The sequence below is a fragment of the Acidovorax sp. GW821-FHT11A03 genome (assembly GCF_058809075.1).
On record NZ_JBXASG010000003.1, the window covers coordinates 25951 to 51809 of the forward strand.

The following is a 25859-nucleotide window of genomic DNA, read 5'->3' on the forward strand; positions in this document are numbered from 1 at the left end:
CTGAAGCGGGTTCCGCCTTGGGGTGCTTCGTGCTTCCCCCCTCTCGCGGCACGGGCGGCGGGGCTCCGCCAATCGCCCGGCACGGGCTCCCTGGCAGGGTCGCGCCGACTCTCCGGGGGGCGCGGCGTCGGCGAATCGGGCGCATCGCAGGCGGATCGGCGAAATGGCGTGGAAATTGCTTCATGTTGTAACACTCATCTTCCACCGTCGGTGGGCTGCCCGGGTCATCCGCCCGGGCGGGCCTTCGCCGCAGACACCATGGCATTCATGCACCGCGTATCGGGCTGGCTGGGCCGCCTCAGTGTGGGCCGCAAGCTCATGCTCATCTATCTGCTCGACCTGTCGGCGGTGATCTATGTCTCCAGCATCCTGATCCACGAAAAGTACGTGGCCATCGATTTCACGCGCAAGGAAATCGTGGGCACCACCTATGCGGCGGTGCTGCGCGACGGGCTCATGGGGCAGTTCCTCGATGCATCGCAGCAGCCGCCGCTCGTGGCGGACGTTCTTGCGCGGCTGGCGGGCGTGCGTGCGGCCCACGACGAGCAGCTGCATACCGAGGAGCAGGGCGAGCGCTTCAGCGGGGTGCTGCAGCAGCTGGCCGCCCACCCGCCGGCGGCCACCGATGCGCCGTCCCTCACCCGGCTGCGCAGCCAGCTGCTGCGCGACGGCCGAGAACTGCTCACCACCGTGGGCAACCAGTCCAACCTGATCCTGGACCCGGACCTGGACAGCTACTACGGCATGTCGCTCGTGGTGCTGCGCTTCCCCGAGCTGCTGCAGGCGGTGCACGACACCGTGGTGTTTCTCCATGCCGCGCCCGCGGGGCGCGGGCCGCAGTGGTCCTCCGAACTGCTCACGCTGGTGGGCCGGCTCGACGCGGTGATGCAGGGCATCGAGTCGGACTACAACCAGGCCTTCATCGCGGGCTCTCCCGAGATGCGCACGGCCCTGATGGGCCAGCGCGAGGCGCTCAAGGCCTCGCTGGAGAGCTTCCAGGCGCTGCTGCAGGGCGTGGCGGCGGGCGAATCGCGCCTGACCCTGGCCCAGGTGGGGGCGCAGCAGGCGCAGGTGCTGGGCGCCCTGCGCGATGCCTGGGCGGTGGGCATCGTCGACCTGGAGCGGTTGCTCAACCGCCGGGTGGACGGGCTGTACGCGCGCATGTGGCTGCACCTGGGCACCGCGCTCGTGCTGCTGGGCTGCATCCTCTCTCTGGTGACGCTGGTGGCCCGGCAGATCGCCAAGCCGCTGCAGCAACTGGCGCGCGTGGCCGATGAGGTGCGCAAGAGCGGCGACCACACCCTGCGGGCCCACTGGAGCAGCAGCGACGAGATCGGCCGGCTGGTCACGGCCTTCAACGACATGCTGGCCCAGCTGGACCGCGAACGCCTGCTGCAGCAGGAGCTGGCGGCCAGCGCCCGCGCGGCCGAGGCCCAGCGCGAGCTGGTGGAGGCCTTCCCCATCCCCATGGTCGTCACCTCCATCCCCGAGCACGAGGTGCTGCATTCCAACGCCCCCGCCGCCCACTGGCTCAATGACCGCAAGACCGACCCCTGGGCCGCCGGGCTGGAGCCGGGCGTGCGCGCGCGCTTCTTCCAGCGCCTGGCGGACCAGGGCTCGGTGGACGAGTTCGAGGTGCGCTGGAAGGGCAGCCCCGAGCCCTCCTGGGCGGTGCTGTCGGCGCGGCGGCTGCAGTTCCAGGGGCGCGACTCGGTGCTCACGGCCTTCACGCCCATCAACGTGCTCAAGGTCATGGAGCAGCGCCTGGAGCTGTGGGCCAAGGTGTTCGAGGCGTCGTCCGAGGGCATCATCATCATGAATGCCGACCAGCAGATCATCAGCGTGAACAAGGCGTTCTGCCGCAGCACGCACTACGACTTCTACGAGGTGCTGGGCGAAGACCTGGGCTTCCTGCTGGAGGAGTCCGGCGGCGAGCCCCTGTCCACCCAGATCCGCCGCACCATGCTCGACAAGGAGTCCTGGCAGGGCGAGGTGCGGTTTCGCCGCCGTTCGGGCGAAACCTACCCGGCCTGGCTCATGGTGTCGGCCGTGCGCGAGGGCAAGGGCGGCGGCGCCGTGGCCAACCACATCGGCATCGCCATCGACATCACGGACCGCAAGCGCAGCGAGGAGCGCATCCAGTTCCTTGCGCACCACGACGTGCTCACCGAGCTGCCCAACCGCTCGCTGTGCGTGCAGCGCCTGCAGCTGGCGCTGGCGCAGTCCAGCGTCACCGGCGAGAAGGTCGCCGTGCTGTTCATCGACCTGGACCGCTTCAAGGCCATCAACGACACGCTGGGCCACCACATCGGCGACGGGCTGCTGCGCTCGGTGGCCGGGCGCCTCACGCAGGCCGTGCGCAGCCGCGACACCGTCAGCCGCCTGGGCGGCGACGAGTTCGTGGTGGTGATGCGCGACGTGGCCGGGCGCGAGGACGTGCAGCAGCTCGTGGAGCGGCGCCTCATCCCCCTCATCCGCCAGAGCCACCCGGTGGAGGGGCATGAACTCAATGTGTCATGCAGCGTGGGCATCGCCGTGTACCCCGAGGACGGCGGCGACATCGACGAGCTGATGCGCCGCGCCGATGCGGCGATGTACGAGGCCAAGACCACGGGCCGCGACATGGCGCTGTTCTATTCGGCCGAAACGGACCAGCGCGCGCTGGCCCGCCAGTCCATGGAACAGCACCTGCGCCGCGCGCTGGAGCGCCATGAGCTGAGCCTGCACTACCAGCCCCGGGTGAGCGCCAAGAGCGGCGGCCTGCTGGGGGTGGAGGCCCTGCTGCGCTGGAACAGCCCCACGCTGGGCGCCATCCCGCCCAGCGAGTTCATCCCCATCGCCGAGGAGACCGGCATGATCCGCGCGATGGGCGGCTGGGTGCTGCAGCAGGCCTGCGAGCAGTGGGCGCGCTGGCAGGCACCGCCCGCCGGCCATCCCGCCGGGCGTGCGCCGGCCCACCCGCTGTCGGACGTCTCCATCTCGGTCAACCTCTCGGCCGCGCAACTGGCGGACCCGCAACTGGTGGCCGACATCGAGGCGCTGCTGGCCCGCACCGGCATGCCCGCCCACCGGCTCGAACTGGAAATCACCGAGTCGCAGCTCATGGACAACGCCCACGCGGCCGAGCAGCAGCTGGCCGCGCTCAAGTCGCTGGGCGTACAGCTGTCCATCGACGATTTCGGAACCGGCTACTCCAGCCTGGCCTATCTGAAGCGCTTTGACATCGACCGGCTCAAGGTCGACAAGTCCTTCGTGCACGACATGCTGAGCAACCCCGCCGACATGGCGATCACGCGGGCCATCATCGCCCTGGGCCACACGCTGGGGCTGCGCATCGTGGCCGAGGGCGTGGAAGACCTGGCCACGGCCCAGGTGCTGAGTGCGCTGGACTGCGAGGAGCTGCAGGGCTACCACTTCAGCCGCCCGCTGCCGCCCGAGGCCCTGCTCGCCTGGGCATTGCAGCACTGCGTGCTCCATGGCGCGCCAGTGCGCGGGCTGGCTTCCGAGTGCATTCAGCCAGCCCCCCTGGCCGGATGATGTCTCCTCAGTGCCGCCGTGGTCCCCATCATGCGAGCCGGATGTGCAGCGCAACGGCGAGCCCGACCAGGAGGACGCCTGGCGAGAAATTGCCCAGACACAGGGAGAGGCGAGAGGTCGAACGGCCCGAAATGCGCGAGTCGGCCCGCAGGTAGGCGTCACCTTCGTCGGTGAGCAGCCACCGCACCATCACCGCGCCCCCGGCCAGCGACCCCATGCCCAGTGCCGCAAGGATCGCGATGAAGATATTCCCGGCCATGCTTGCGGCCGGTACAAGGGCGATCAGCGCGCCCGTGGCCGTGGCAGCCGCTTGCCACCTCTCCGCGCGTTCGAATCCGTCCATGCCGAGGCTCCCCATGGCTGGTAAAGCGTTTGTTTGTGTGTCTGACCGGAGGGCAGGAGCCATCCCTGGGGCGCCACCTGCACAGGCGTCCTCCGCCGCCTCAATGCGCCGCCAGCGGCAGCGCCTGCGCGCAGGCATGGGCGCTGGCCCAGGCCCACTGGAAGTTGTAGCCGCCCAGCCAGCCCGTCACGTCCACCACTTCGCCAATGAAGTACAGGCCCGGCTGCGTCTTGCACTCCATGGTCTGCTGCGACAGCACGCGCGTGTCCACGCCGCCGAGCGTGACCTCGGCTTTCTTGTAGCCCTCGGTGCCGGTGGGCGTGAGCTCCCAGCGCGCCAGCTGTTCGGCCAGCCGCGCCAGGGCCTTGTCGCTGGCCTCGTTGATGGGGCGCTGCCAGTCGGCCTCGCGCTGGGCCCAGGCGTCCGCCAGGCGGCCCGGGACGAGGGCGGCCAGCTCGTTGGCAATCAGCTTGCGCGAACGGGCCTTGCCCTGCGCCAGCGCGGCGGGCAGATCCACCGTGGGCGCGAGGTCGATGGCCAGCGGCGTGCCCTCCTGCCAGTAGCTGGAGATCTGCAGCACGGCCGGGCCTGAGAGGCCGCGGTGGGTGAACAGCAGGTCTTCGTCGAAGGCCATACGGGCTTTCTTGGCACCGGTGCTGATTTGCACCGGAAGCGCCAAGCCCGCGAGTTGCGCATACGGCGCCCAGCCCGCGCCATCAAAGGTCAGCGGCACCAGACCCGGGCGGCGTTCGATGAGCGGGATGTTGAACTGCTGCGCCAGCCGGTAGCCGAAGTCGGTCGCGCCGATCTTGGGAATGGACAGCCCGCCCGTGGCGATCACCAGCGAGCGCGCCCGCACCGGGCCCCGGTCGGTATCAATTTGATAGCTGCCAGCGCTTGATGGATCAGCGCCAGGGGCTGAAAACACTATATTCTTGACCGCACAAGGCTGCCAGTGCGTCACCTGGCCCGCCGCGCACTCGGCCAGCAGCATGGCGATGATGTCCTCGGCCGAGCGGTCGGCGAACAGCTGGCCCTTGTGTTTTTCGTGGAACGCGATGCCGTGTTTTTGTACCAGCGCGATGAAGTCGGCGGGGGTGTAGCGCGAGAGCGCCGAGCGGCAAAATTGCGGGTTCTGCCCCACGAAGTGCTTGTGGGGCGCGGCGGGATCGAGGTCGCGGTTGGTGAAGTTGCAGCGCCCGCCGCCCGAGATGCGGATCTTCTCGGCCACCTTCTCGGCATGGTCGATCAGCAGCACCTTCAGGCCCCGCTGGCCCGCCTGGGCGGCGCAGAACAGGCCGGCGGCGCCGGCGCCGATGATGACTACGTCGAATGGAGGGGAGGAAGCGTGGGGCACGGTGGGGCGAAGGCGGCGTTGGCGGGCCGCCATTGTCGCCGCAGCGTTCGCACGGGGCGGGTAGGCCCCTCGAACCGGTGCCTATTGCCGGTACACGCCACCCGAGCCCACCACCGCGATGTCCACGAAGTTCGAGCCGTGGTGGTTCTGTGCGCTGAACTGGTAGCCGTAGCCGCCCAGGTCCAGGTTGCCCAGCCCCTGCATGGCCTGCACCAGACTCGCGCGCGTCACGCCGGGCCCCGCTGCGCGCAGGCCCTCGATGAGCACGCGCGCATCCATGTAGCCGGTGTAGCGGTCGTAGTCCACGGGCTTGTCGTGGCGCTTCATCGACGCCTGGAAGTCCCGCGTGAGCGCGATGGTCGGCCGGCTGGGCGAGGGGCCCGTGCGTGCCACGGCCAGGCCGCGCGCGTCTTCGCCCAGCGCCCGCAGCACCGCCGAGCCCGCGCCCAGCGACAAGGTATACACCGGCACGCCCAGGTGTGCGCGGTTGGCGCGCACGTACGCCACCACCGGAGGGCCCGCCGCCACCAGCAGCACGGCCTGTGGCTTGTGCGCGGCCAGCGCCTTGGCGGCATCGGCGGCGTCCTGGCCTTTGGGGTCCAGCGCGTGCGAGCCCGCCATGGTGGCGCCTTCGGCCGCGATCGTTTTTTCAACCAGCGGCAGCAGCAGCTTGCCGAAATCGTTGTTCTCGTAGGCGACGGCAATGCGCAGGGTCTGCACCGCCACCAGGTTGCGCACGATCCTGACCAGCTCATCGGCATAGCTGGCGCGCGTGGTGAACAGGTACGGGTGCTGCTGCGCGCGCACCGCCGGGCTGCCGGTGTACACGGAGATCAGCGGCAGCCTGGCCTGCGCGAGGTAGGGCAGCAGCCCGATGACCTGCGAGGTGCCCGACACGCCGAACAGGGCCACCACGCCTTCTTTTTCACTCAGCTGCACGGCGTTTTCCAGCGTGCGGCGCGGGTCGAAGCCATCGTCCATGGTCACCAGGCGGATCTTGCGTCCCCCGATGCCGCCCTTGGCGTTGGCGTCCTCGATGGCGGCATCCTGGCCTTCATGGATGGGCTGCAGAAACGGTGCCATGCCGCCCGACAGCGCGGTGGACCTGCCGATCAGGATGTCACCCCTCACGTCTGCGCGGGGCTGCGCCTGGGCCATGGCCGGCAGTGGCGACAGCGCGGCGGCGGCCCAGCACAGCAGGGTGCGGCGGCATGGGCCGAAGGGGGCGCGGGCGGCGCTGGCGGCAAGGGCGAGGCGGGCGTCGGAGGGCGGCACAACGGGCATGGGGTCTCCAGGGGCGGCAGGGGGAGCCCATGGTAGGAAGGTTGCCGCGCGGGCGGCCACGGGGTTTCCCCGCAAGCACCGTCGCCCGGGGGACTGGCCGCGCGGGGCGTTAGCATGCGCCATCCATCCGCCAAGGACTGTTCCATGAATCCGATCCGCTATGCCGCCTGCGCCCTGCTGCTGCTGGGCTTTCTGGCCCCGGCCTGGGCCATCAACAAATGCACGGACGCCGATGGCAAGGTGTCGTTCCAGGACGGGCCCTGCCCGGGCCAGGGCGAGAAGGTCGAGGTGCGGCCCGCCATGCAGGGCGCCACCCCCGTGCAGCCTGCCCCTTCCACCGCGAAGGAAGGCGCCTTCGGCGCGACCTGGCAGCGCAAGCACTATCTGCAGAACCAGGGCGTGCCCCAGGCGCGCGCGGCCGTCGAGCGCAGCCAGCAGGAATGTGCGGCCACGGCGCCGGATACCGCCGTGGCCCACGCCGGCCCGCTGCGGCGCAGCACCCTGGCCTCAGGCTCCCAGTTCGCGCAGGAGCGCGCCGCCGGTGCCGACAAGGACAAGGCCGCGTGCGAGGCGCGAACCAACGAGCTGCGCAACCAGCTGAAGTCGCTCGAAGCCGAGCTCGGCAAGCCGTAGTGCGTCGGACGAACCCGCCTCACCCTTTCCAGGTGAACGGGAACTTGAACTGCTTGACGAACCCGTTGGGCACGTAGTCGCCCAGCACGCCATAGTGCTCGGGCCAGAGCTTGGTGCTTTTCACGGCGGTGCCGAACAGGTAGTCGAGAAACGCGAAGTGCGCCGCGTAGTTCTTGTCCAGCGCCTCCTGGTCCTGGCTGTGGTGCCAGTGGTGGAAGTTGGGCGTGACCAGCACGTAGCGCAGCGGCCCCAGGCGCACGCTCACGTTGGCGTGGTTGAACACCGCCTGGAAGCCGACGACCACGATGTAGGCGTCGATCACCTCCTTGGAAAAGCCCAGCACGTAGATGGGCGCGAGCACCAGGGTGCGCGTGATCAGCAGCTCCAGGATGTGCTGGCGCGAGCCGGCCATCCAGTCCATGCTTTTCACGCTGTGGTGCACGGCGTGCAGGCGCCACAGCAGCGGCACCTCGTGGTAGGCGCGGTGTGTCCAGTACTGCACGAGATCGGCCACGAGCACGATGAGGAACAGCGCCACCCAGAAGTTCAGGCCCTGCACCCAGCCGCGGATGCCGTCGTTGGCGGCCCAGCCGAAGAACTTGTGCACCAGCAGGTTGGTGGCCAGCAGCACGAAGCCCACCACCATGTGGTTCACGATGAAGTGGTGGAAATCGGTCTGCCACTCGGCGCGGAAGATGGGCTGGTCCTTGCGCAGCGCGAACAGCTTCTCGATGAAGATGAAGATCAGCGAGCTGCCCAGCAGGTCCAGGATGAACCAGTCCAGGCCGATGTACGGGGTGTTGTCGGGGAAGTTCGGGTCCACCTCGACCTTGTGGCCGCCCAGGAAGGCGGCCAGCGCCACCATGGCAAAGGCAAACGTGGCCAGCCAGCGCGAGCGGTTGAACAGGATGTTGACCAGCGAGATGCCGCCCGCGATCGCCATGGCCGCCAGCATGATGGTGCGGATCACCGTCACATCGTAGCTCTTGCGCAGCTGTGGCGTGGTCAGGTATTCGGGGAAGTGGAAGGCCAGCACGCCCAGGAAGCACAGGATCGCGAGCGTGAGCGCGATCACGCCCGACACCAGTCCGCGCCCCGTGCGCAGCGCGCCGTGGCTTTCGGTGAATTCATTGAGCTTGTCGATTTCGAGCATGTTTTCCCTCCGGCACCAGGTGCCTTGAACTGGCTTGTGTGGCGGGAGTGTAGCGGCCGTGGCGTTGTGCCGCCGAGACGGTGCGGCCCCTAGAATCGCGGCATGAACATCCCTTCCCACCAACTCAGCATGACCGTGCTCATGTCGCCCGACATGGCCAATTTCTCGGGCAATGTGCACGGTGGCGCCATTCTCAAGCTGCTGGACCAGGTGGCCTATTCGTGCGCCAGCCGGTATTCGGCGTGTTACGTGGTCACGCTCAGCGTGGACCAGGTGATGTTTCTGCAACCCATCCATGTCGGTGAGCTGGTGACCTTCCTGGCCAGCGTGAACTACACGGGGTCATCGTCCATGGAGATCGGCATCAAGGTGGTGGCCGAGGACATCCGCTCGCAGGTGGTGCGCCATGTGAACAGCTGCTTCTTCACCATGGTGGCGGTGGATGAATCGCGCAAGCCGGTGACGGTGCCGGCACTGTCGCCGTCCACGGCCGACGAACGCCGCCGCTGGGAAGCGGCCCTGCTGCGCAAGGCGCTGCGCAAAGAGCTGGCGCAACGCTTCCAGCAGGTGCGCGAGTCGGCGGGCACCTGACGGCTTGATGGACGGGCTGGCTGGCGGTATGCGCGCCGCCGCGCGACGGCGGCGCGGGGTGATGATCAGCGGACGGCGCAGAAGCCGAATTCGGCCGCCGCTCCGGGAGAGAGCGTCTTGTTCCAGTCCACGCCAGAGGCGTTGAGGTTGCTGCCCGCCTGGGACCAGGTGGCGTTCCACAGGTTGTTGACGGTGCCGCTCACCGGGACGGTGATGGCCCAGTTGCCCTGGGTGGTGCCCGTGTTCACGATCTGGACCCGCTGGCAATAGCCGGAACCCCAGTCGCTGTCCGTCGTCTGCAGGACGGAGAAGTTCGCGGCCGGGGTGGGCGTTGGCGTCGGGGTGGGGGTCGGAGTCGGCGTAGGGGTTGGTGTGGGCGCCGGGGTGGTTGCATCGCCCCACAGCCGTTGCAGCAACTGGACCTTGTCGGCGCGCACGGTGGTCCAGTCGTCGTCCAGGATGCCGCCCGTGTCGCCACTGTTGGGGTTCCACGACCAGTAGAAGCCGCTGCGCATGCCCTTGCCGACCATGTAGTCCACCAGCGCGTTCTGCCACAACACGTCGCGCGCATCGCCGCGGCCCAACTTGCCGCCGAACTCGCCCAGCATCACGGCATAGCCCGCCTGCACGAATTGGCCGAAATGCTGGTCCCAGATGGCCGGCATGTTGCTCGGGAAGTTGGAGGCGTTGAAGTAGGGCTGCACGTAGACATCCGGCCCGTAGGTGTGCGGCGCCAGCAGCAGGCGGTTGGCCGGGATGTTCAGCGGCGTGCAGGCCAGGGGTTCCAGATTGCCGCCCCAGAAGTGCGCGTTGCCACCCGAGCAGCTGGGGTTTTCGCCGATGCCTTCCACCGCGATCAGCCACTGGGGCGCCACCTGCAGCACGGCCGCCGCGGCGCGCTCGGCCGCGCGGTTCCAGTCGGTGGCGTTGTTGCCGGTGCCCCAGGTGGCCGCGCCGTGGGGTTCGTTCTTGATGTCGATGCCGATCACGCCGGGCACGCCCGCATAGCGCTGCGCCACAAAGGTCAGGTCGCTGATCCACTGCTGCTCGCTGTAGCCCGGGGTGTACCAGAGCTCGCTGATGGTCTGGCAATCGGGGGTGTGGTGGTCCAGCAGCACATACATGCCGCGGTTGCTCAGCTCGCCGACGACCTTGTCCATCACCTGGATGGCCGACAGGCCCTGCAGGTCGGCATTGCGGCCGTAGTCGATGCTGCTGGGCGTGGCGGAGCCATGCAAGGTGGCGGGGCAGAAGGGCAGGCGCACGGCGTTGAAGCCCTGCGCCTGCATCTGCGTGATCATGTCGGTCCAGTTGCGTGCCCACAGGCCGTGCACCACATGGTTGTTGGTCTCGAAGCCAAACCAGTTCACGCCGCGCAGCTGGATGGCCTTGCCCGCACCGTCCAGCACCTTGCCGGCGTTGATTTCGTAGCTCCAGGCCGCGCTGGCGCTGGCCAGCAGGCAGCCGGCCAACGCCAGGCTCTTGCACAGGGTGGTGATCTTCATGGCTCGCGCATCTCCCGAAAATGGTGTTGTGTCTGGCAGTCAGCGGGAAGGCCCCTGGCGGGCGGGCCTGCGCTCTCGCAGTGTGGGCGCCCCGCGCACCGGCGGCGTTTCCATGGATGCCAATTGTAAGAGGCTGTTCGCGGTCTTCCGGGACGTTCGCGCCATCTTTGCGGAATGGGGGTCAGGCCGCGTTGCGGGTGCGGCCTGCCAGCGACACGGCCTGCAGCGAAAGGCCGTCGATTTCATGGGTGATGCCCGAAAGCACGTTCGCCACCACGGCAAATTCCCGCCCGTGCTGGCCCGCGCGCGCCGCCATGACCTGCGCATTGAAACTGACCACCTTGGCCTCGCGGGCCACCGTCTGGATGGACTCCACGATGCCCGCCAGTTCCTTCATGAGGGTTTCGGACTGGGCCTTGCCCACCTGGTCGAACACCGTGGTGGCGGTGTTGAGTGCCTCCAGCACGCCGTCGGTGGTCTCCACCAGCCGCGCGAGCACTTCCTCGACGCGTGGGCTGCGGCGCTCCGTCAGGTCCAGCGCGGTGGCGACCTGCTGGGCAAAGGCATCGATGACGGTGCCTACGCCTCCGGGCTGCCCATACACCTTGCGGATGCGGTCGGCGTCGGGAGCGTTGAAATGGCGGGGCGTGTCCATCAGCCGGGCCTGGCTGGCGGTGAACAGGGCCAGGGTGCCGCGCGCGGCCTTCAGGTGCAGGTCGCTGCCACCGGCGGCCAGCACGGTTTGCAGCACCATGCGCTGGGACAGCATGCGCTGGCGGGCGGCGAGGTTGACCAGCGACATCTCGGCATCGCGTGCCGCCGGTGGCGAAGGCATGGGCAGGGTGGAAGGCGGTGCGGACGTGCCCGGGCGTGGGGAGAGGGAATAGGCTGCCATGGTGGTCCTTGTGCTCATTGCATTCAGATACATACTTCAAGCAATAGCCGGGCCAGCGCGTGGCCGCCGGATGGTCGTCGTGCGGGGGAACGATGGGATGAGGCGTGGCCACGGCGCACCGCCAGCGGTGTGCCGTTGGCGGCGGGGCGCACGGTGCGGCGGGGCGGGGGCCCCGGGACGGTGGGGAGGCGGCGTGGCGTCCGCGGCCTACACGGCGCGGCGCGCCAGGGGAGCGTCCTGCGATGCCAGGGCCACGCCGCGCACCACATCGCCCACCACGATCACCGACGGGCTGGCCAGCCCTTCGTGGGTGATGGTGGCATGCAGCGCTCCCAGCGTGGTCACGGCCTGCCGCTGGTGCGGCAGGCTGGCGTGCTGGATGATGGCCACGGGGGTGTCGGCCGGCAGGCCGGTGAGCAGCTCCTGCTCGATGGTGGCAGCACCGCTCACGCCCATGTAGATCACCAGCGTGAGCCTGGCGTCGCGGGCCGTGGCGGCCAGCTGGCGCCAGTCGGTGCCCGCGTCGCCGGGCTTGGCGTGGCCGGTGACGAAGACCACGCCGTGGGCATGCTCACGGTGTGTGAGCGGCGCGCCCAGCGAGGTCAGGCCCGCCAGGCCCGCCGTGATGCCGTTGACCACGGTGACCGGCACACCCGCTGCGCGCAGGTGCTCCACTTCTTCACCACCACGGCCAAAGATGAACGGGTCGCCGCCCTTGAGGCGCACGACGTTCTCGCCTTCGTTCACCGCCATCAGCATCAGCTTTTCAATGAAGGCCTGGGGGGTGCTCTTGCAGCCGCCGCGCTTGCCCACGTAGATGATGCGTGCCGTGGGAGATGCGTGGGCCACGATGGCATCGCTCACCAGGTCGTCCACCAGCAGCACGGTGGCTGCCTGGATCGCCTTGAGGGCCTTGATCGTCAGCAGCTCCGGGTCGCCCGGGCCCGCGCCGACCAGCGTGCAGCTGCCGCCGGTGCCCAGGTGGGGCTTGGAGGGGGGCAGGGTGGCGGGGGGTGTGGGGCGGCTCATGGGGATGTCTCCGAAACTGTTTGATCGGCAAGTTGCAAGATATGTTCCACCTGGCGCGCAATCGCGGGTGGAACCGGCAACTCACCCGCCAGCACGCGGCGCGTGTAGGTGGCGGTCGTGGCGACGTCGATCTCGGCCGGCAGGCCCGGCACCTCGCTGGCCGTGCCGGGCTGCTGCGCTTCCAGCACCTTGTGCACGCCGTTCACGAAACCGTCGTAGCGGGGCGTGCGGCGGGGGTCGGTGGCGACCTCGCCTTCCAGGCCGCGCGAGAGCAGCGCGCTCATGTCCAGCGTGTGGAAGGTGGTCTGCAGCATCTCGAAGTATTCAGGATGGGTGTAGGCCGTGACCACCACCGAGGGCCCCGCGCACGGGCTCATCAGCTTGACCACGCTGTGCCCGGGGTTGCGCAGGCCCACCACCTCGCGCACGGCCAGCAGGCGCGCCAGGCCCGCGTGCAGGTGTTGGGTGTGGATATGGCGTACCGTGCCATTTGCTATCTTTTCAGGAGCTGCTAGCGCAGGTATGTCCAGCGCCAGCAGCACATCGGATGCCAAAATGCGGCGCGCCTCGGTGCGCATGCCGTGCAGCAGCACGGGCAGGCCCTCACGTGCCAGCAGCAGGGCCAGCAGCGGCGTCAGCACCGGCAGCTTGCGCGCACCGTTGTAGCTGGGCAGCACGATGAGCGGGCGGTCGGTGGCGGGCAGCAGGGCCAGGCGCTGGTGCGTGGCATCGAGAAAGCCGCACATCTCCTCCGAGGTCTCGCCCTTGATGCGCATGGCCAGGCAAAAGGCGCCGATCTCCAGGTCGCTCACCTGCCCATCCAGCACCTGGCCGAACAGATCCGTGGCCTGCTCGCGCGCGAGTGGCTTGGCGCCGCGTGCGCCACGGCCGATCTCTTTGATGTACTGACTGATGCCCATGGTATTTTTTTGCGGGACTTGTGAAACAGGGCTCCAGCGTCGTTATTTCGGCTTGCCGTACAGGTGTACTGTCTGCGCCGAAAATGCCTAGCTGGAGCCCTGTTGCACAAGTCCTTGTGGGGGTTCTAGGGGGAACTGAGCCGCTATTTTCCTGCAACCCAGAGAACTTTTGGTTATATGGTGGCCTGCGCCAGGGGCTTGGACGCCAATGGGCCGGTGGCGCGCACCATGCGCTTGAGTTCGGGCAGGCACGAGCCGCAGTTGGTGCCGCAGCGCAGCTTGCCTTGCAGCTGGGCCAGGCGGTCGTCGTCGGTGCCGTGGCAGCGCGCCAGCTCGGCGGTGATGGCGGTGTCCGTCACGTTGAAGCAGGTGCACACCGACTTGCCGCGCGACTGCACGGCCACGGGGGCCTTGGCGCCGGGCACCAGCAGCAGGCGGCCGTAGGTCTGCGCGGGCAGTTCTTCCTGCAGCAGGGTCTTGAGCCAGCCCTCGGCGCTGGTGTCGCCCGCCAGCACGATGCCTTCGAGCGTTGTGGTGTCACCGTGGCGTGCCAGCCGCGCGGCGCGGCGCTGGCCGCGTTTCTTGTCGGCGTAGCGCAGCGTGTCGGTGGTGGCCAGGCCCATCAGGGCTTCGATGTGTTCCACCGTGGCGTCCGGCGGGGCTTCGTGCGCGGCGGCGCGCAGCAGCACACCCACGCGCTCGCGCCCGGGTTCGCCCAGCGGCGTGTTGTTGCTGAAGGGCACGCAGCTGGCAAACGGAAACTGCGCCATCAGCGCGGACAGCGCCTCGCGCGTGGCCTGGGCGCTGCTGGCGGGCAGCCAGGCCATGGCCAGCAGCGTCCAGGGCAGCTCGGCCTTGAGCACTTTCACGGCCGCGTGCTTGAGCTCAGGCTGCTTGGACGTGGGGCAGTAGGCCGAAGTAGTGAGCGCGTTCACGCCTGCCAAGCGCTCGCCGGTGGACGAGCAGCCGCTCAAGAACTCGCTGCCCCAGTGCATCGCCATGAAGGCCTGCGACAGGCCCATGGTGGTGTCGGCCTGCGCGGGCACCACGATGGTGCCGCGCTTGCTCGTCACGTAGACCAGGTCGCCGTTCTTCAGGCCGCGTCGCTCCATGTCCTGTGGGTGCAGCTGCACGCTGGGCTCGGCCACATGGCCGAAGAGGCGTCCCAGGGTGCCCGTGCGGGTCATGCCGTGCCACTGGTCGCGCAGGCGGCCCGTGGTCAGGCTGAAGGGGTAACGCGACTCGCGCTGCTCGGCCGTGGGTTGCCATGCGTGCGCGGCAAAACGGGCGCGGCCGTCGGTGGTGGGGAACACGCCGTCTTCGTACAGGCGCGCCTTGCCGGTGGTGGCGCCTTCGGGCAGCGGCCATTGTTGCGGGCCTTGGGATTCGAGCACCTCCCACGACAGGCCGGTGATGTCCAGGTCACGCCCGCGCGTGCTTTCGCGGTGCTCGTTCCACACGGTTTCGGCGCCCTGGTCGGCGTCGCCAGTGGCGTAGGGGAACAGCGTGGATTGGCCGGGCCGCAGGCGGGCCTCCAGCTGGTGCGCGAACTGCACCGCGATGGCCCAGTCGTGGCGTGTTTCGCCGGGGGCGGGCACGGCAGAGCGCACGCGCGAGATGCGGCGTTCGCTGTTGGTCACGGTGCCGGTCTTTTCGCCCCAGGTGGTGGCGGGAAGCAGCAGGTCGGCATAGGCGCAGGTGGCGGCGGTGGCAAAGGCCTCCTGCACCACCACGAACTCGGCGCGCTGCAGTGCGCGGCGCACGGTGGCCTGGTCGGGCATGCTCTGCGCGGGGTTGGTGCAGGCGATCCACAAGGCCTTGATCTCGCCGTCGGCGGCGGCCTGGAACATCTCCACGGCCGTCTTGCCCGGCTTGCTGGGCACATCGGCCACGCCCCACAGCGCGGCCACTTCGGCGCGGTGCTGCGGGTTGGCCAGGTCGCGGTGGGCGGTCAGCAAATTGGCCAGCCCCCCCACTTCGCGGCCGCCCATGGCGTTGGGCTGGCCGGTCAGGCTGAACGGGCCCGCGCCGGGCTTGCCGATCTGCGCGGTGGCCAGGTGCAGGTTGATGAGCGCTGCGTTCTTGGCCGTGCCGCTGCTGCTCTGGTTGAGGCCCTGGCAGTACAGGCTCAACGTAGCCTTGGACGTGGCAAACCACTTGGCTGCCGTGGTCAGGTCGGCCACCGAAATGCCACACACCTGGGCCACGCGGTCGGGCGTGGCTTCGCGCACCAGGGCCTTGAGTTCGTCGAAGCCCGTGGTGTGCGCGCCGATGTAGGCGGCGTCGATCCAGCCTTCCCACAGCATGATGTGCAGCATGCCGTTGAACAGCATCACGTCGCTGCCCGGCTGGATAGGTAGGAACAGGTCAGCCATGCCGGCCGTGTCGGTGCGGCGCGGGTCGGCCACGATGACCTTCATGCCGGGGTTGGCGGCGCGTGCGTCTTCGATGCGGCGGAACAAGATGGGGTGCGCCCAGGCTGCATTGCTGCCCACGATGAACAGGCACTGCGCGTGTTTCACGTCGTCGTAGCAGGCGGGTGGTGCGTCGGCGCCCAGCGTCTGCTTGTAGCCCGCCACGGCGCTGCTCATGCACAGGCGCGAGTTGGTGTCGATGTTGTTGGTGCCGATCAGGCCCTTGGCGAGTTTGTTGAAGACGTAGTAGTCCTCGGTCAGCAACTGGCCGCTCACGTAGAAGCCCACGGCGTCGGGGCCGTGCTGCTGGATGGTGTGGGCAAACTTCTCGGTGGCCAGGCCCAGGGCCGTGTCCCATGAGATGGCGCGTGGAGCATCGCTGCGCTGCAGACGTTGCTGCGGCTGCAGCAACCGGGTCTGCAGCGTGATGGGGCTGCTGGCGGTGAGGTGCAGGGTCGAGCCCTTGGTGCACAGGCGGCCAAAGTTGGCGGGGTGGTCCGGGTCGCCCCGCACGCCGGTGATCTGGGGGCCGTCGCTTTCGATGATCACGCCGCAGCCTACGCCACAGTAGGGGCAGGTGGATTTGGTTTCTTGCATGGCGTGGATTCCGGTGTTTTTGTGCTCCAGCGCTTGTGTGGTAAGCGCTGAAAGCTATGAATTTGTTAGCGTTTTCGGGCGACAGGCCTTCTGGCGCGGAGCTGGCTCCGGGGCTTCTTCTTCACGCCGCCACGCCGCGCCGCGCGGGCCCGGCCAGCGGCCGTGCCAGGTCCAGCGCGTGCGAGGCCAGTTCCGTGGCGTCCAGGTACACGCTGCCGTCTTCCACCTTTACGGCGAAACGCGGCGTGCAGCCTTCGTCGGGCGCCGAGGCCTGGCCGTCGCACAGGCCGATGGTCCAGTTGTGCAGCGGGCACGCCACGTGGGTGCCAAACACGATGCCCTGCGACAGCGGGCCGCCCTTGTGCGGGCAGCGGTCCAGCAGCGCGAACACGCCGCCGGCATCGTTGCGGAACACGGCCACGTCCAGGCCCTGGGGGCGCGCCACGCGGCGCGAGCCCAGCTCGGGGATGTCGTCCACGCGGCAGATCAGCTTCCAGTCGGCGGGGGTGGTCGTGGTCATGGTCATGGCGATGATTCCTTCGATTTTTTTGTGTTGCGGGGGCGTGGAGCCGTGGGACGGGGTACCGGACGAACAGCCGGGCTCAGGCGGAAAGCGCGGCGTACAGGCCGGTCACGCGGTCCATGCTGGAGAGCAGGTTCTCGCTGGCCACGAACACCTCGGCCACCTGGCGGTTCACGTTGCCGCCGCCCTGCATGCGCTGCAGCGCGGCGTCGAAAAAAACCCACTGCCCGTCGGCCAGCTGCAGCTCCTGGCGGATGCGGCTGGTGGCCTGGGGGGCGTTGCGCAGCAGCTCGGTGGCGGCGATGAATTCGCCGCGCGCCTTGGCGATCTCGGTGGTGGCGGTGGCCGCGTCCACGGGCAGCATGGCGGCCAGGTAGAACTTGGCCATGCGCTGGCTCAGCATGCGCTGGCGGCCCGCAACGTTGACCAATTGGCCCACGGGCTTGCCCAGCGCGGCTTCGTACTGCGTGGTGCCCTGATGGGCCAGGGCCAGCACCTTGGCATCGGCCTGCAGCATGGCGCTGGCGTTGTCGGCGGACGAGGTTTCGGCCGCCAGCGTGACCTTGTGGGCGGCCCAGGCGGTCTCCAGCTTCACATAGGTCTCGCGGATGGCGGGCGAGGGCGCAAAGGCCTTGAGCTCCGCCAGCTGGCGCTCGAACAGCGCGATGGACTGGCCCAGCACCTGGCGCGCCGTGGGCGTGTCGGCCTTGTGGGACAGGGCCAGCCAGGCCTTGCCCACGCGCTGGCTCAGCATGCGCTGGCGCCCGGCCTTGTTGATGGCGTCGTTGAGGTCGGTGACCTGGGCGTGGGCGTTGCCCAGCGGGGCCAGGGCGCCGCAGGCCGCGGCGGTCAGGAGGGTTCTGCGTTGCATGGGATGTGCTCCGTGGGGACTCAGGCGCCCAGGGGGGCGAACTGGCGGGTGTCCACCGCCGCCTTGTCGAACTCGAACCAGGGGTCGGGCTCGCCGTCGAGCGCGAACTGCAGCTGCTCCCACAGGGCCTTGCGGCCTTCGTGGTCTTCGAGGATGCGTTTTTTGACGTAGTCCAGGCCCACGCGGTCCACGTAGTGCACGGTGCGCTCCAGGTACCAGCCCTCCTGGCGGTACAGCTCGCAGAACGCGCCCGTGTACTCCAGCACTTCCTCGGCGGTCTTGAGCTTGGTAAAGAAGTGCGCCACCTCGGTCTTGATGCCGCCGTTGCCGGCCACGTACATCTCCCAGCCCGAGTCCACGCCGATGATGCCCACGTCCTTGATGCCGGCCTCGGCGCAGTTGCGCGGGCAGCCCGACACCGCGAACTTCACCTTGTGCGGCGCGTACATGCGCCACATGGCGCGCTCCAGGTCCTTGCCCATTTGCGTGCTGTCCTGGGTGCCCATGCGGCACCACTCGCTGCCCACGCAGGTCTTCACGGTGCGCAGGGCCTTGGCGTAGGCGTGGCCGCTGGGCATGCCGATGTCCTTCCACACATTGACCAGGTCTTCCTTCTTCACGCCCAGCAAATCGATGCGCTGGCCTCCCGTGACCTTGACGGTGGGGATCTTGTACTTGTCCACCGCGTCGGCGATGCGGCGCAGTTCGTCGGCCGTGGTCTCGCCGCCCCACATGCGCGGGATGACGCTGTAGGTGCCGTCTTTCTGGATGTTGGCGTGGCTGCGTTCGTTGATGAAGCGGCTTTGCGGATCGTCCCTGGCCTCCTTGGGCCAGGTGCTGATGAGGTAGTAGTTGACCGCGGGGCGGCAGCTGGCGCAGCCATTGGGCGTCTTCCATTCCATGAACCTGAACACGTCGGCGATGGTCACCAGCTTGGCTGTGCGGATCGCATCGCGCACGGCCTGGTGGCCGTGGTCCGTGCAGCCGCACATGGCCTTGGTCTTGGGCGTGGCGCTGTAGTCGCCGCCCGCTGTGAACATGATGATCTGCTCCACCAGCCCGGTGCATGAGCCGCAGGAGGCGCTGGCCTTGGTGTGCTTGCGCACTTCATCCAGCGTGAACAGGCCTTTTTCCTTGATGGCCTTGCAGATGGAGCCCTTGGTCACGCCGTTGCAGCCGCAGACCTCATCGCTGTCCTGCATGGCGGCGGCCTTGCTCTGGCCCTGGTGGCCGGTGTCGCCCAGGTGCGATTCGCCGAACATGAGCTTGTCGCGCAGGTCGGTCACGCTGCGGCCGTCGCGCAGCAGCTTGAAGTACCAGCTGCCGTCCACCGTGTCGCCATACAGGCAGGCGCCCACCAGCTTGTCGTCCTTGATCACCAGTTTTTTGTACACGCCGCCGAAGGGGTCGCTCATCACGATTTCTTCGGTGCCTTCACCGCCCTGGAAGTCGCCGGCCGAGAACAAATCGATGCCGGTGACCTTGAGCTTGGTGGAGGTCAGCGAGCCCTGGTAGCGGCCAATGCCGAACTCGGCCAGGTGGTTGGCCAGCACCTTGCCCTGCTCGAACAGCGGGGCCACCAGGCCATAGGCAATGCCCCGGTGCGCGGCGCATTCGCCCACGGCGTAGATGCGTGCGTCGGTGGTGGTCTGCAGCGTGTCGCTCACCACGATGCCGCGGTTCACGTGCAGGCGCATCTTTTCAGCCAGGGCGGTGTTGGGGCGGATGCCCACGGCCATCACCACGAGGTCGGCGGGCACCTCGGTGCCATCCTTGAACTTGATGCCCGCCACGCGGCCATCGGCGTTGCCCACGAGTTCCTGCGTCTGCGCGCCGATCAAGAACTGCATGCCGCGCTGCTGCAGCGAATCCTGCAGCATCTTGCCCGCCACGTCGTCCAGCTGGCGTTCCATGAGCCAGCCCGCCACGTGTACCACGGTGACCTGCATGCCGCGCTTCATGAGGCCGTTGGCGGCCTCCAGGCCCAGCAGGCCGCCGCCGATGACCACGGCGTGTTTGTAGGTGGCGGCGGCGTCGATCATGGCCTGGGTGTCGGCGATGTCGCGGTAGGCCAGCACACCCTTCAAGTCCTTGCCCGGCACGGGCAGGATGAACGGGTTCGAGCCGGTGGCCATGATCAGGCGGTCGTATTCGGCGGTGATCACATCGCCTGCGGCACTGGTCGCGCTGACCACGCGGCGCACGCGGTCCACGTCGGTCACCGTGAAGCCGGTGTGCAGCGTGATGTGGTTGCCGGCATACCAGGACCAGTCGTTCAGAATGATCTCGTCGATGGTCTGCTCGCCGGCCAGCACGGGCGAGAGCAGGATGCGGTTGTAGTTGGGATGCGGCTCGGCGCCGAACACCGTGATGTCGTACAGATCGGGGGCAATCTTGAGCAGCTCTTCCAGCGTGCGCACACCGGCCATGCCGTTCCCCACCATCACCAGCTTGAGCTTTTTCATCGTGACTCCGTCCGTTGCGCCGCCGGGGCGGCGCGAAAAACAAAAAAGGCGTCCACACGATGCTGCTTCGAATGCGATTCGAAACGGCATGTGGGGACGCCTTTGTCCGTACAACTCCTCGGTGCGCCATTGCACGGCTGAATTGCGGGACCCCGCAGGGTCTCGTTGCCTACGTTAAGCAATGCTTGTGCCAGTCGCCCTGCACGCATCTGGGGCGCGGGCTGGCGCCGGGCCCGGAGAATGGGGCAGGCCGGGGCCGGGCCCGTGCCGCCCCGCGCACCCGGCGGGCGCGGCATGCACCACCTTGGGCATGAAACCTGCATGGAGCTGGTGCATGAGTTTTGAACTGGACTTTGGCTACACCTCGCAGGCCGGGCGCAAGGCGTTGAACGAGGACTTCGCCGCGCTGGTGTCCGGGCAGGGGCGCGAGCGCGAGCGGGGTGCCATCGCCGCCATCGCCGATGGCGTGAGCACGGGCGGCAACGGCCGCGAGGCCGCCCAGACCACGGTCAACACGCTGGTGAACGACTACTTCGCCACGCCCGACACCTGGGACACCACGGTGGCGCTGGACCGCATCCTGTCCGCCCACAACGGCTGGCTCGCGTCCATGAACCGGCGCCGCCAGCCCGCGGTGGGGCTGACCACCGTGACCGCGCTGGTGCTGCGCGGCCAGTCGTACACGCTGGCCCATGTGGGCGACACGCGGGCCTACCTGCTGCGCGGCGGCCGGCTGCAGCAGCTGACCGCCGACCACGTGATGTCGCAGCACGACTTCGCCCACCAGCTCACCCGCGCCATGGGCCTGGATGACCATGTGGTGGTGGACTACAGCCAGGGCGAACTGCACAGCGGCGACCTGTTCGTGCTGCTCTCCGATGGCGTGCACGGCAGCCTTCCCGTGCGCGAGCTGCGCCAGCTGCTGCGCCAGGGCGGGCCGGCGCAGGCCCTGAGCGACGGGCTGGTGCAGGCCGCGCTGCGCCGTGGCAGCAGCGACAACGTGACCGCGCTGATCGTGCAGGTGCAGGGCGTGCTGGAGGCCACGCTGCAGGATGAATCCCGCCGTGCGCAGGACCTGCCCGTGCTGCCCCTGCTCAAGGTGGGCGACACCGTGGATGGCCTCACGGTGACGGCCCTGGTGGCCGACAGCGGCATCCACCGCATCTACCAGGTGCGCGACGGGGCCACGCAGCGGCTGTATGCCCTCAAGACCCTGCTGCCCGCGCGTGCCCACGACGTGGAGGAGCGCGCCACGCTGGCGCACGAGGCCTGGGTGGCGCGGCGCATGCAGTCGGGCCAGGCCGCAGCCCATCTGGCGCGGCTCAACGACTGGCCATTGGGCGCCACCGGCACGGGCGACAGCACGGGGGCCAGCGCGTTTTACCTGCTGTACGACTGGCATTCCGGCGACACGCTGGGGCAGCGCCTGCGCCACCGCCAGCACCTGGCCGTGGGGCAGGCCGTGACGGTGGCCGTGCAGGCCGCGCGCGTGCTGGGCTGGCTGCACCGCCAGGGCGTGGTGCACCGCGACATCAAGCCCGACAACCTGCACCTGGGCGACGACGGCGTGCTGCGCGTGCTGGACCTGGGCGTGGCCCTCTCGGGCCGCGAGCCCGAGGCCACGCGCCGCCTGCACGCGGGCACCCCCAGCTACATGAACCCCGAGCAGTGGCCGGGCTACGAACGCAACGGCGATCCCGCCGGCCAGCTGCCCGACGCGGGCAGCGACCTGTTCGCGCTGGGTGTCACGCTGTACCAGCTGCTCAGCCACGGGCGCCTGCCCTATGGCGAGGTGGTGCAGTACCAGCTGGGCCGCTACCACCGCGACCCCGTGGCCCCCAGCCGCCACAATCCGGGCGTGCCCATCTGGCTCGACCAGATCGCCCTGAAGGCCGTGGCGCGCCACCGCGCGCAGCGCTTCGAGACGGCGGAGGAGCTGCTGCTGGCCCTGGAGCGCGGCGCGTCGCGGCCCCTGTCGGCCCCCGGCCCCCAGCCCCTGATGCAGCGCGATGCCACGGCCCTGTGGAAGATCGCGCTCGCGGTGAGCGTGCTGGTGAACCTGCTGCTGATCTACTGGCTGCTGTTCCTGCCCCGGTAGGGGGCGGCAATGGTGGTTGATTGCTATTGAAAACATAGCTGCTGGCACTGATGGAGAAAGCGCCAGGGCCTGTTTTCCCTTCAAGATAACATCGAGGTGGTGCGCGGCCTCTGAAGCCGCCCCGGCCCCTGCCGGGATGCCGGGCAGGGGCTTTTCCTTTCGGGCGGCCCATGCCCGCGCCCCCGTGGGCAGGCACAAGGCAAGGCCGCAACGCCTCAGGAGGAAGTCCTGGCCCGTCCGCCGCGTTCGGCCCAGGTCCGCGTCCAGCGGATCTGCATCACGCGCAGCAGCAGCAGCATGGCCAGCGCACACACTGCGATGCCCACGAAACCCCACAGGTAAGTGCCCGTGTACTGGCGCGAGATGCCCATGCCATTGGGGATGAGGCCGCCGCCCAGCGCGCCGATCTCACCGATCATCGAGCCCGCCACCGCCGTGGTCAGCGGCCAGCGCAGCGGCACCAGCTGGAACAGTGCGCCGTTGCCCGCGCCCAGCGCTGCAAAACACACCAGGAACAGCAGCATGGTGATGGGCAGCGAGTTCTCTGCCAGGCCGCACAGCACCATGCTCACGGCCGTGATGGCCAGCACGCCCGTCAGTGTGTTGACGCCGCCCCAGTGGTCCGACAGCCAGCCGCCGAATATGCGCAGGGCCGCGCCCAGAAAGGCCGCCATCATCGTGAGCTGGCCTGCCTGCACCTTGCTCACGCTGAACTGGTCGTAGAAGTAGCTGGGCAAAAAGGCGGTCAGGCCGATGAAGCCGCCAAACGTCACGGCGTAGATCAGGCTGAAGGCCCAGCCGTCCTTCTCGAACAGGCAGGCAATGTGTTCACGAAAGCTGCTGTGGGCCGCGAGGTCTGGAGGTTCCTTCGCGTAGACGGCCATCACCAGCGCGGGGATGGCCACGCTCACGGCGGCAAAGCCATACACGGCCTGCCAGCCGAACTTTTGCGCCAGTGCGGGGGCGAGCAGCGCGGCCACCGCCGTACCCACGTTGCCGGCGCCCACGATGCCCATGGCCAGGCCCTTGTAGCGCGGCGGAAACGAGCCCGAACCCAGCGACAGCGCCACGCCAAAGCTGGCGCCCGCCACGCCCAGCAGGATGCCCATGGCCAGCAGGTCGTTGTAGGTGTGCACGAACATGTAGCCAAAGCCCATGGCCAGGAAGATGCCGGCCATCTCGACCAGCGTGGCGTTCTTGCGGCCGATGTACTGCGCCAGGATGCCCAGCGGAAAACGCATGAGCGCGCCCGCGAAGATGGGGATGGACAGCATCATGCCCATCTGCGTGGGGGTGAGCTGGAAGGCTTCGCGGATGAACGGCGCCATGGCACCGTTGATCACCCAGATTGCGCACGAGAAACCGAAATACAGAAAGGACGACCACAGCGTGGGCGCGTGGCCGGACTTGAGGAACTCGCGAAATTGAAGCATGGCGATCTTGCGCAAAAGGGCCGTGGTGCCTGCCGCAAGCACACCCCAGCCGGGGCAGAAAAACAAAAAGGCGCCTGCATGGACTGCTCGGGCTGTGTCCCAGCCTGTGCCTGCCCATGAAGACGCCAACGTCCTGTTCGCCCAATCCGCCGTTGCACCGGGCTGACACGCGGCCCGCATTGGCCGCAGGCTTCCTCAAGCAATGGCTGTGCCAAGGCGGTGCATTGCCAAAGCGCAAAAGGAACCCAGCCCGGGCGCCGTCATGCGCCAGCGTTCGCTGCGGCCGGGATGGGTGCCCGGCCGGCGGGGTGCCTGGAATGGTGCAGCGCAACGCACCAACCCGGTGTGGGCGCGATGCACCTGTTTGGGGATTTTTGGCGCGGCACGGCCCGAATTTGTTTCAGGATTGCAAGTTCCTGGATTAGCATGGTTTGCATCCGTGCCTGGCGTGTCTCGTGGTGCCAGGGGGCGGTGGACCGAGCAACGGCCTATTCCCATTCTTTGATGAGGGACCCACCATGCGCGTCAATCTGCCCGTCAGCACCCAGGAATATGCGTTTCCCGCCGGCCAGACCCTGGTGTCCACCACCGATCTCAAGGGGCGCATCCTGTACTGCAACCCGATGTTCATCGAGGTCAGCGGGTACGAAAAGGAAGAACTCCTGGGCCAGCCGCACAACATGATCCGGCACCCGGACATGCCCGAGGAGGCGTTTCGCGACATGTGGGACACCATCGCCAGCGGCGCACCCTGGTCGGCGGCGGTCAAGAACCGGCGCAAGGACGGCTCTTTCTACTGGGTGATGGCCAACGTGACGCCGCTGATGCAGGGCGACCAGCCCACGGGCTATATGTCGGTGCGCACCGAGGCCACGCGCGAAGAGATCCAGGCGGCCGACCGGCTGTACCGGCAGATGCAGGCCGAGAAGCAGGCCGGCACGTCCGTGCACGTGCTGCGCGCGGGCCAGCTGGTGAAGAACACGTCCTGGGGGCGCGTCGCTGGCTGGGTGCGCCTGGGGCCCCTGGGCAAGATGATGCTCTGCACGCTGCTGCTGGTGCTCGCCTCGTTCGGGGCCGCATGGCTGGGCGGGCATGCGGTGACGCTCGCGTCCGGGGTGGCGTGGGTGGCCGTGGCGCTGCTGGCGCTGGCCATGGCGGCCTACCTGCACAAGGTCACGGTCGCGCCGCTGGCGCAGATGCTGCGATGGGCCAACCGCATGGCGGCAGGCGACCTGACGCAGAAGATCAGCGCCACGCGCAGCGACACGGTGGGCGACCTGCAGAAGGCGCTGGCGCAGCTCAACGTGAACCTGCTGTCCATCGTGCGCGACGCGCGCCAGGAGAGCGAGCACATGCAGCTCTCCACCCGCGAGATCGCGCAGGGCAACCAGGACCTGTCGGCGCGCACCGAGGCGCAGGCCGGCAACCTGCAGCAGACGGCCGCGTCGATGGAGGAGATCACCGGCACCGTCAAGCAAACCGCCGAGTCGGCGCGCCAGGCCACGGTGCTGGCCACGCAGGCCACCGGGGTGGCCGAGCGCAGCAGCGAGGCCGTGGATGGCGTGGCCAGCACGATGAAGCAGATCCAGGCCGCGTCGGGCCGCATCAGCGAGATCACGCAGCTCATCGACTCCATCGCGTTCCAGACCAACATCCTGGCGCTCAACGCGGCCGTGGAGGCCGCGCGCGCGGGCGAGCAGGGGCGGGGGTTCGCGGTGGTGGCGTCGGAGGTGCGCAGCCTGTCGCATCGCACGCAGTCCGCCGCCAAGGAAATCCGCCAGCTGATCGACGACTCCGCCACCAAGGTGAGCGAGGGCCATGAAAAAACCGACGCCGCGCAGAAGACCATGGCCGAATCGCTGGAGCTGGTGCGCAGGGTGAACACGCTGATCGGCGAGATCCACAGCGCGTCCAACGAACAGCTCAGCGGCATCTCGCAGGTGAACTCGGCGGTGGCCCAGCTCGACACCATCACGCAGCAGAACGCCGCGCTGGTGGAGGAGAACGCCGCGTCGGCCATGCAGCTCAACGGCCAGGCCCAGACCATGACCGAAACGGTGCAGGTGTTCCGCATCGATGCCTCGGCGCCCGCGCAGACGCGCGATGCGGTGGCGCTGCGCAAGGAGATGAAGGGCGGCCAGGCGGCAAAGTCTTCCAGCCGCGCGCTGGCGCCCGTCTGACAGGCGCCGGGCGGCCGGTTGCGTGGGCGGC

Annotated in this window: 18 protein-coding genes; 5 read left to right on the forward strand and 13 right to left on the reverse strand. The window is 68.5% G+C overall.

Translation table 11 applies throughout. The annotated features are described in order from the left end of the window. Positions 1-258: 258 nt before the first annotated feature. Positions 259-3537 (forward strand): EAL domain-containing protein, encoded by a 3279-nt coding sequence (locus AC1RVY_RS07255; RefSeq protein ID WP_492805997.1) that lies wholly within the window; start codon positions 259-261, stop codon positions 3535-3537. A gap of 28 nt (positions 3538-3565) precedes the next feature. Here the strand turns inward: AC1RVY_RS07255 and AC1RVY_RS07260 are convergent, their stop codons facing one another. The 3 genes from AC1RVY_RS07260 to AC1RVY_RS07270 form a co-directional block, all read right to left on the reverse strand. After that, positions 3566-3880, reverse strand: coding sequence for a hypothetical protein (locus AC1RVY_RS07260; RefSeq protein WP_218293856.1), 315 nt, complete (start codon positions 3878-3880; stop codon positions 3566-3568). Positions 3881-3980: 100 nt separating this feature from the next. Next, complete coding sequence (locus tag AC1RVY_RS07265; protein ID WP_369641883.1) at positions 3981-5237, reverse strand: BaiN/RdsA family NAD(P)/FAD-dependent oxidoreductase; 1257 nt, start codon at positions 5235-5237, stop codon at positions 3981-3983. An 81-nt stretch (positions 5238-5318) separates the two neighbouring features. After that, on the reverse strand, positions 5319-6521 hold the full coding sequence (locus tag AC1RVY_RS07270; RefSeq protein WP_218293858.1) for an ABC transporter substrate-binding protein: 1203 nt from the start codon (positions 6519-6521) through the stop codon (positions 5319-5321). Positions 6522-6665: 144 nt separating this feature from the next. Between AC1RVY_RS07270 and AC1RVY_RS07275 the strand changes: the two genes are divergently transcribed. Further along, the gene (locus tag AC1RVY_RS07275; RefSeq protein ID WP_218340621.1) at positions 6666-7154 is read left to right on the forward strand and encodes a DUF4124 domain-containing protein; all 489 of its coding nucleotides are present in this window, start codon (positions 6666-6668) and stop codon (positions 7152-7154) included. 19 nt (positions 7155-7173) lie between these two features. Here the strand turns inward: AC1RVY_RS07275 and AC1RVY_RS07280 are convergent, their stop codons facing one another. After that, positions 7174-8307, reverse strand: a complete 1134-nt coding sequence (locus AC1RVY_RS07280; protein ID WP_218293860.1) for a sterol desaturase family protein — start codon at positions 8305-8307, stop codon at positions 7174-7176. 102 nt (positions 8308-8409) lie between these two features. Between AC1RVY_RS07280 and AC1RVY_RS07285 the strand changes: the two genes are divergently transcribed. After that, complete coding sequence (locus tag AC1RVY_RS07285) at positions 8410-8898, forward strand: acyl-CoA thioesterase (RefSeq protein ID WP_218293861.1); 489 nt, start codon at positions 8410-8412, stop codon at positions 8896-8898. 65 nt (positions 8899-8963) lie between these two features. On the opposite strand, the gene AC1RVY_RS07290 is transcribed toward AC1RVY_RS07285, so the two are convergent. The 8 genes from AC1RVY_RS07290 to nirB form a co-directional block, all read right to left on the reverse strand. Beyond that, positions 8964-10403 carry a cellulase family glycosylhydrolase gene (locus AC1RVY_RS07290; RefSeq protein ID WP_218340622.1) on the reverse strand — a complete coding sequence of 480 codons (1440 nt, stop codon included), beginning with the start codon at positions 10401-10403 and terminating at the stop codon, positions 8964-8966. Positions 10404-10584: 181 nt separating this feature from the next. Next, the gene (locus tag AC1RVY_RS07295) at positions 10585-11298 is read right to left on the reverse strand and encodes a methyl-accepting chemotaxis protein (RefSeq protein WP_492806000.1); all 714 of its coding nucleotides are present in this window, start codon (positions 11296-11298) and stop codon (positions 10585-10587) included. A 207-nt stretch (positions 11299-11505) separates the two neighbouring features. Further along, the gene (gene cobA / locus AC1RVY_RS07300) at positions 11506-12327 is read right to left on the reverse strand and encodes a uroporphyrinogen-III C-methyltransferase (protein ID WP_218293864.1); all 822 of its coding nucleotides are present in this window, start codon (positions 12325-12327) and stop codon (positions 11506-11508) included. After that, the gene (gene ybiB / locus AC1RVY_RS07305; RefSeq protein ID WP_492806001.1) at positions 12324-13247 is read right to left on the reverse strand and encodes a DNA-binding protein YbiB; all 924 of its coding nucleotides are present in this window, start codon (positions 13245-13247) and stop codon (positions 12324-12326) included. The genes cobA and ybiB overlap by 4 nt, the downstream gene beginning before the upstream one ends. A gap of 173 nt (positions 13248-13420) precedes the next feature. Next, positions 13421-16258 carry a nitrate reductase gene (locus AC1RVY_RS07310; protein ID WP_492806003.1) on the reverse strand — a complete coding sequence of 946 codons (2838 nt, stop codon included), beginning with the start codon at positions 16256-16258 and terminating at the stop codon, positions 13421-13423. A gap of 121 nt (positions 16259-16379) precedes the next feature. Then, on the reverse strand, positions 16380-16778 hold the full coding sequence (gene nirD / locus AC1RVY_RS07315; protein WP_218294442.1) for a nitrite reductase small subunit NirD: 399 nt from the start codon (positions 16776-16778) through the stop codon (positions 16380-16382). A gap of 82 nt (positions 16779-16860) precedes the next feature. After that, positions 16861-17652: a type IV pili methyl-accepting chemotaxis transducer N-terminal domain-containing protein gene (locus tag AC1RVY_RS07320; protein ID WP_218293867.1), complete on the reverse strand. Its 792-nt coding sequence runs from the start codon at positions 17650-17652 to the stop codon at positions 16861-16863. Between the two features lie 20 nt (positions 17653-17672). Then, the gene (nirB, locus tag AC1RVY_RS07325) at positions 17673-20117 is read right to left on the reverse strand and encodes a nitrite reductase large subunit NirB (protein WP_492806004.1); all 2445 of its coding nucleotides are present in this window, start codon (positions 20115-20117) and stop codon (positions 17673-17675) included. Positions 20118-20451: 334 nt separating this feature from the next. Between nirB and AC1RVY_RS07330 the strand changes: the two genes are divergently transcribed. Next, positions 20452-22215, forward strand: a complete 1764-nt coding sequence (locus tag AC1RVY_RS07330; protein ID WP_492806006.1) for a bifunctional protein-serine/threonine kinase/phosphatase — start codon at positions 20452-20454, stop codon at positions 22213-22215. Positions 22216-22430: 215 nt separating this feature from the next. Here AC1RVY_RS07330 and AC1RVY_RS07335 read toward each other — a convergent pair whose 3' ends face one another. Beyond that, a complete protein-coding gene (locus AC1RVY_RS07335) occupies positions 22431-23648 on the reverse strand; it encodes an MFS transporter (protein WP_218293870.1) in 1218 nt (405 codons plus the stop codon). Positions 23649-24166: 518 nt separating this feature from the next. Between AC1RVY_RS07335 and AC1RVY_RS07340 the strand changes: the two genes are divergently transcribed. Then, positions 24167-25828 (forward strand): methyl-accepting chemotaxis protein, encoded by a 1662-nt coding sequence (locus AC1RVY_RS07340; protein WP_492806008.1) that lies wholly within the window; start codon positions 24167-24169, stop codon positions 25826-25828. Positions 25829-25859: the final 31 nt, after the last annotated feature.

Excerpts from the sequence above, each read along its gene's own strand:
- ybiB (WP_492806001.1), bottom strand. The coding sequence starts at position 13,247 with ATGGGCATCAGTCAGTACATCAAAGAGATCGGCCGTGGCGCACGCGGC.
- AC1RVY_RS07275 (WP_218340621.1), top strand. The coding sequence starts at position 6,666 with ATGAATCCGATCCGCTATGCCGCCTGCGCCCTGCTGCTGCTGGGCTTT.
- AC1RVY_RS07340 (WP_492806008.1), top strand. The coding sequence starts at position 24,167 with ATGCGCGTCAATCTGCCCGTCAGCACCCAGGAATATGCGTTTCCCGCC.
- AC1RVY_RS07260 (WP_218293856.1), bottom strand. The coding sequence starts at position 3,880 with ATGGACGGATTCGAACGCGCGGAGAGGTGGCAAGCGGCTGCCACGGCC.
- AC1RVY_RS07270 (WP_218293858.1), bottom strand. The coding sequence starts at position 6,521 with ATGCCCGTTGTGCCGCCCTCCGACGCCCGCCTCGCCCTTGCCGCCAGC.
- AC1RVY_RS07285 (WP_218293861.1), top strand. The coding sequence starts at position 8,410 with ATGAACATCCCTTCCCACCAACTCAGCATGACCGTGCTCATGTCGCCC.
- AC1RVY_RS07255 (WP_492805997.1), top strand. The coding sequence starts at position 259 with ATGGCATTCATGCACCGCGTATCGGGCTGGCTGGGCCGCCTCAGTGTG.
- AC1RVY_RS07310 (WP_492806003.1), bottom strand. The coding sequence starts at position 16,258 with ATGCAAGAAACCAAATCCACCTGCCCCTACTGTGGCGTAGGCTGCGGC.
- AC1RVY_RS07295 (WP_492806000.1), bottom strand. The coding sequence starts at position 11,298 with ATGGCAGCCTATTCCCTCTCCCCACGCCCGGGCACGTCCGCACCGCCT.
- cobA (WP_218293864.1), bottom strand. The coding sequence starts at position 12,327 with ATGAGCCGCCCCACACCCCCCGCCACCCTGCCCCCCTCCAAGCCCCAC.
- AC1RVY_RS07330 (WP_492806006.1), top strand. The coding sequence starts at position 20,452 with ATGAGTTTTGAACTGGACTTTGGCTACACCTCGCAGGCCGGGCGCAAG.
- AC1RVY_RS07320 (WP_218293867.1), bottom strand. The coding sequence starts at position 17,652 with ATGCAACGCAGAACCCTCCTGACCGCCGCGGCCTGCGGCGCCCTGGCC.
- nirB (WP_492806004.1), bottom strand. The coding sequence starts at position 20,117 with ATGAAAAAGCTCAAGCTGGTGATGGTGGGGAACGGCATGGCCGGTGTG.
- AC1RVY_RS07335 (WP_218293870.1), bottom strand. The coding sequence starts at position 23,648 with ATGCTTCAATTTCGCGAGTTCCTCAAGTCCGGCCACGCGCCCACGCTG.
- AC1RVY_RS07290 (WP_218340622.1), bottom strand. The coding sequence starts at position 10,403 with ATGAAGATCACCACCCTGTGCAAGAGCCTGGCGTTGGCCGGCTGCCTG.
- nirD (WP_218294442.1), bottom strand. The coding sequence starts at position 16,778 with ATGACCACGACCACCCCCGCCGACTGGAAGCTGATCTGCCGCGTGGAC.
- AC1RVY_RS07280 (WP_218293860.1), bottom strand. The coding sequence starts at position 8,307 with ATGCTCGAAATCGACAAGCTCAATGAATTCACCGAAAGCCACGGCGCG.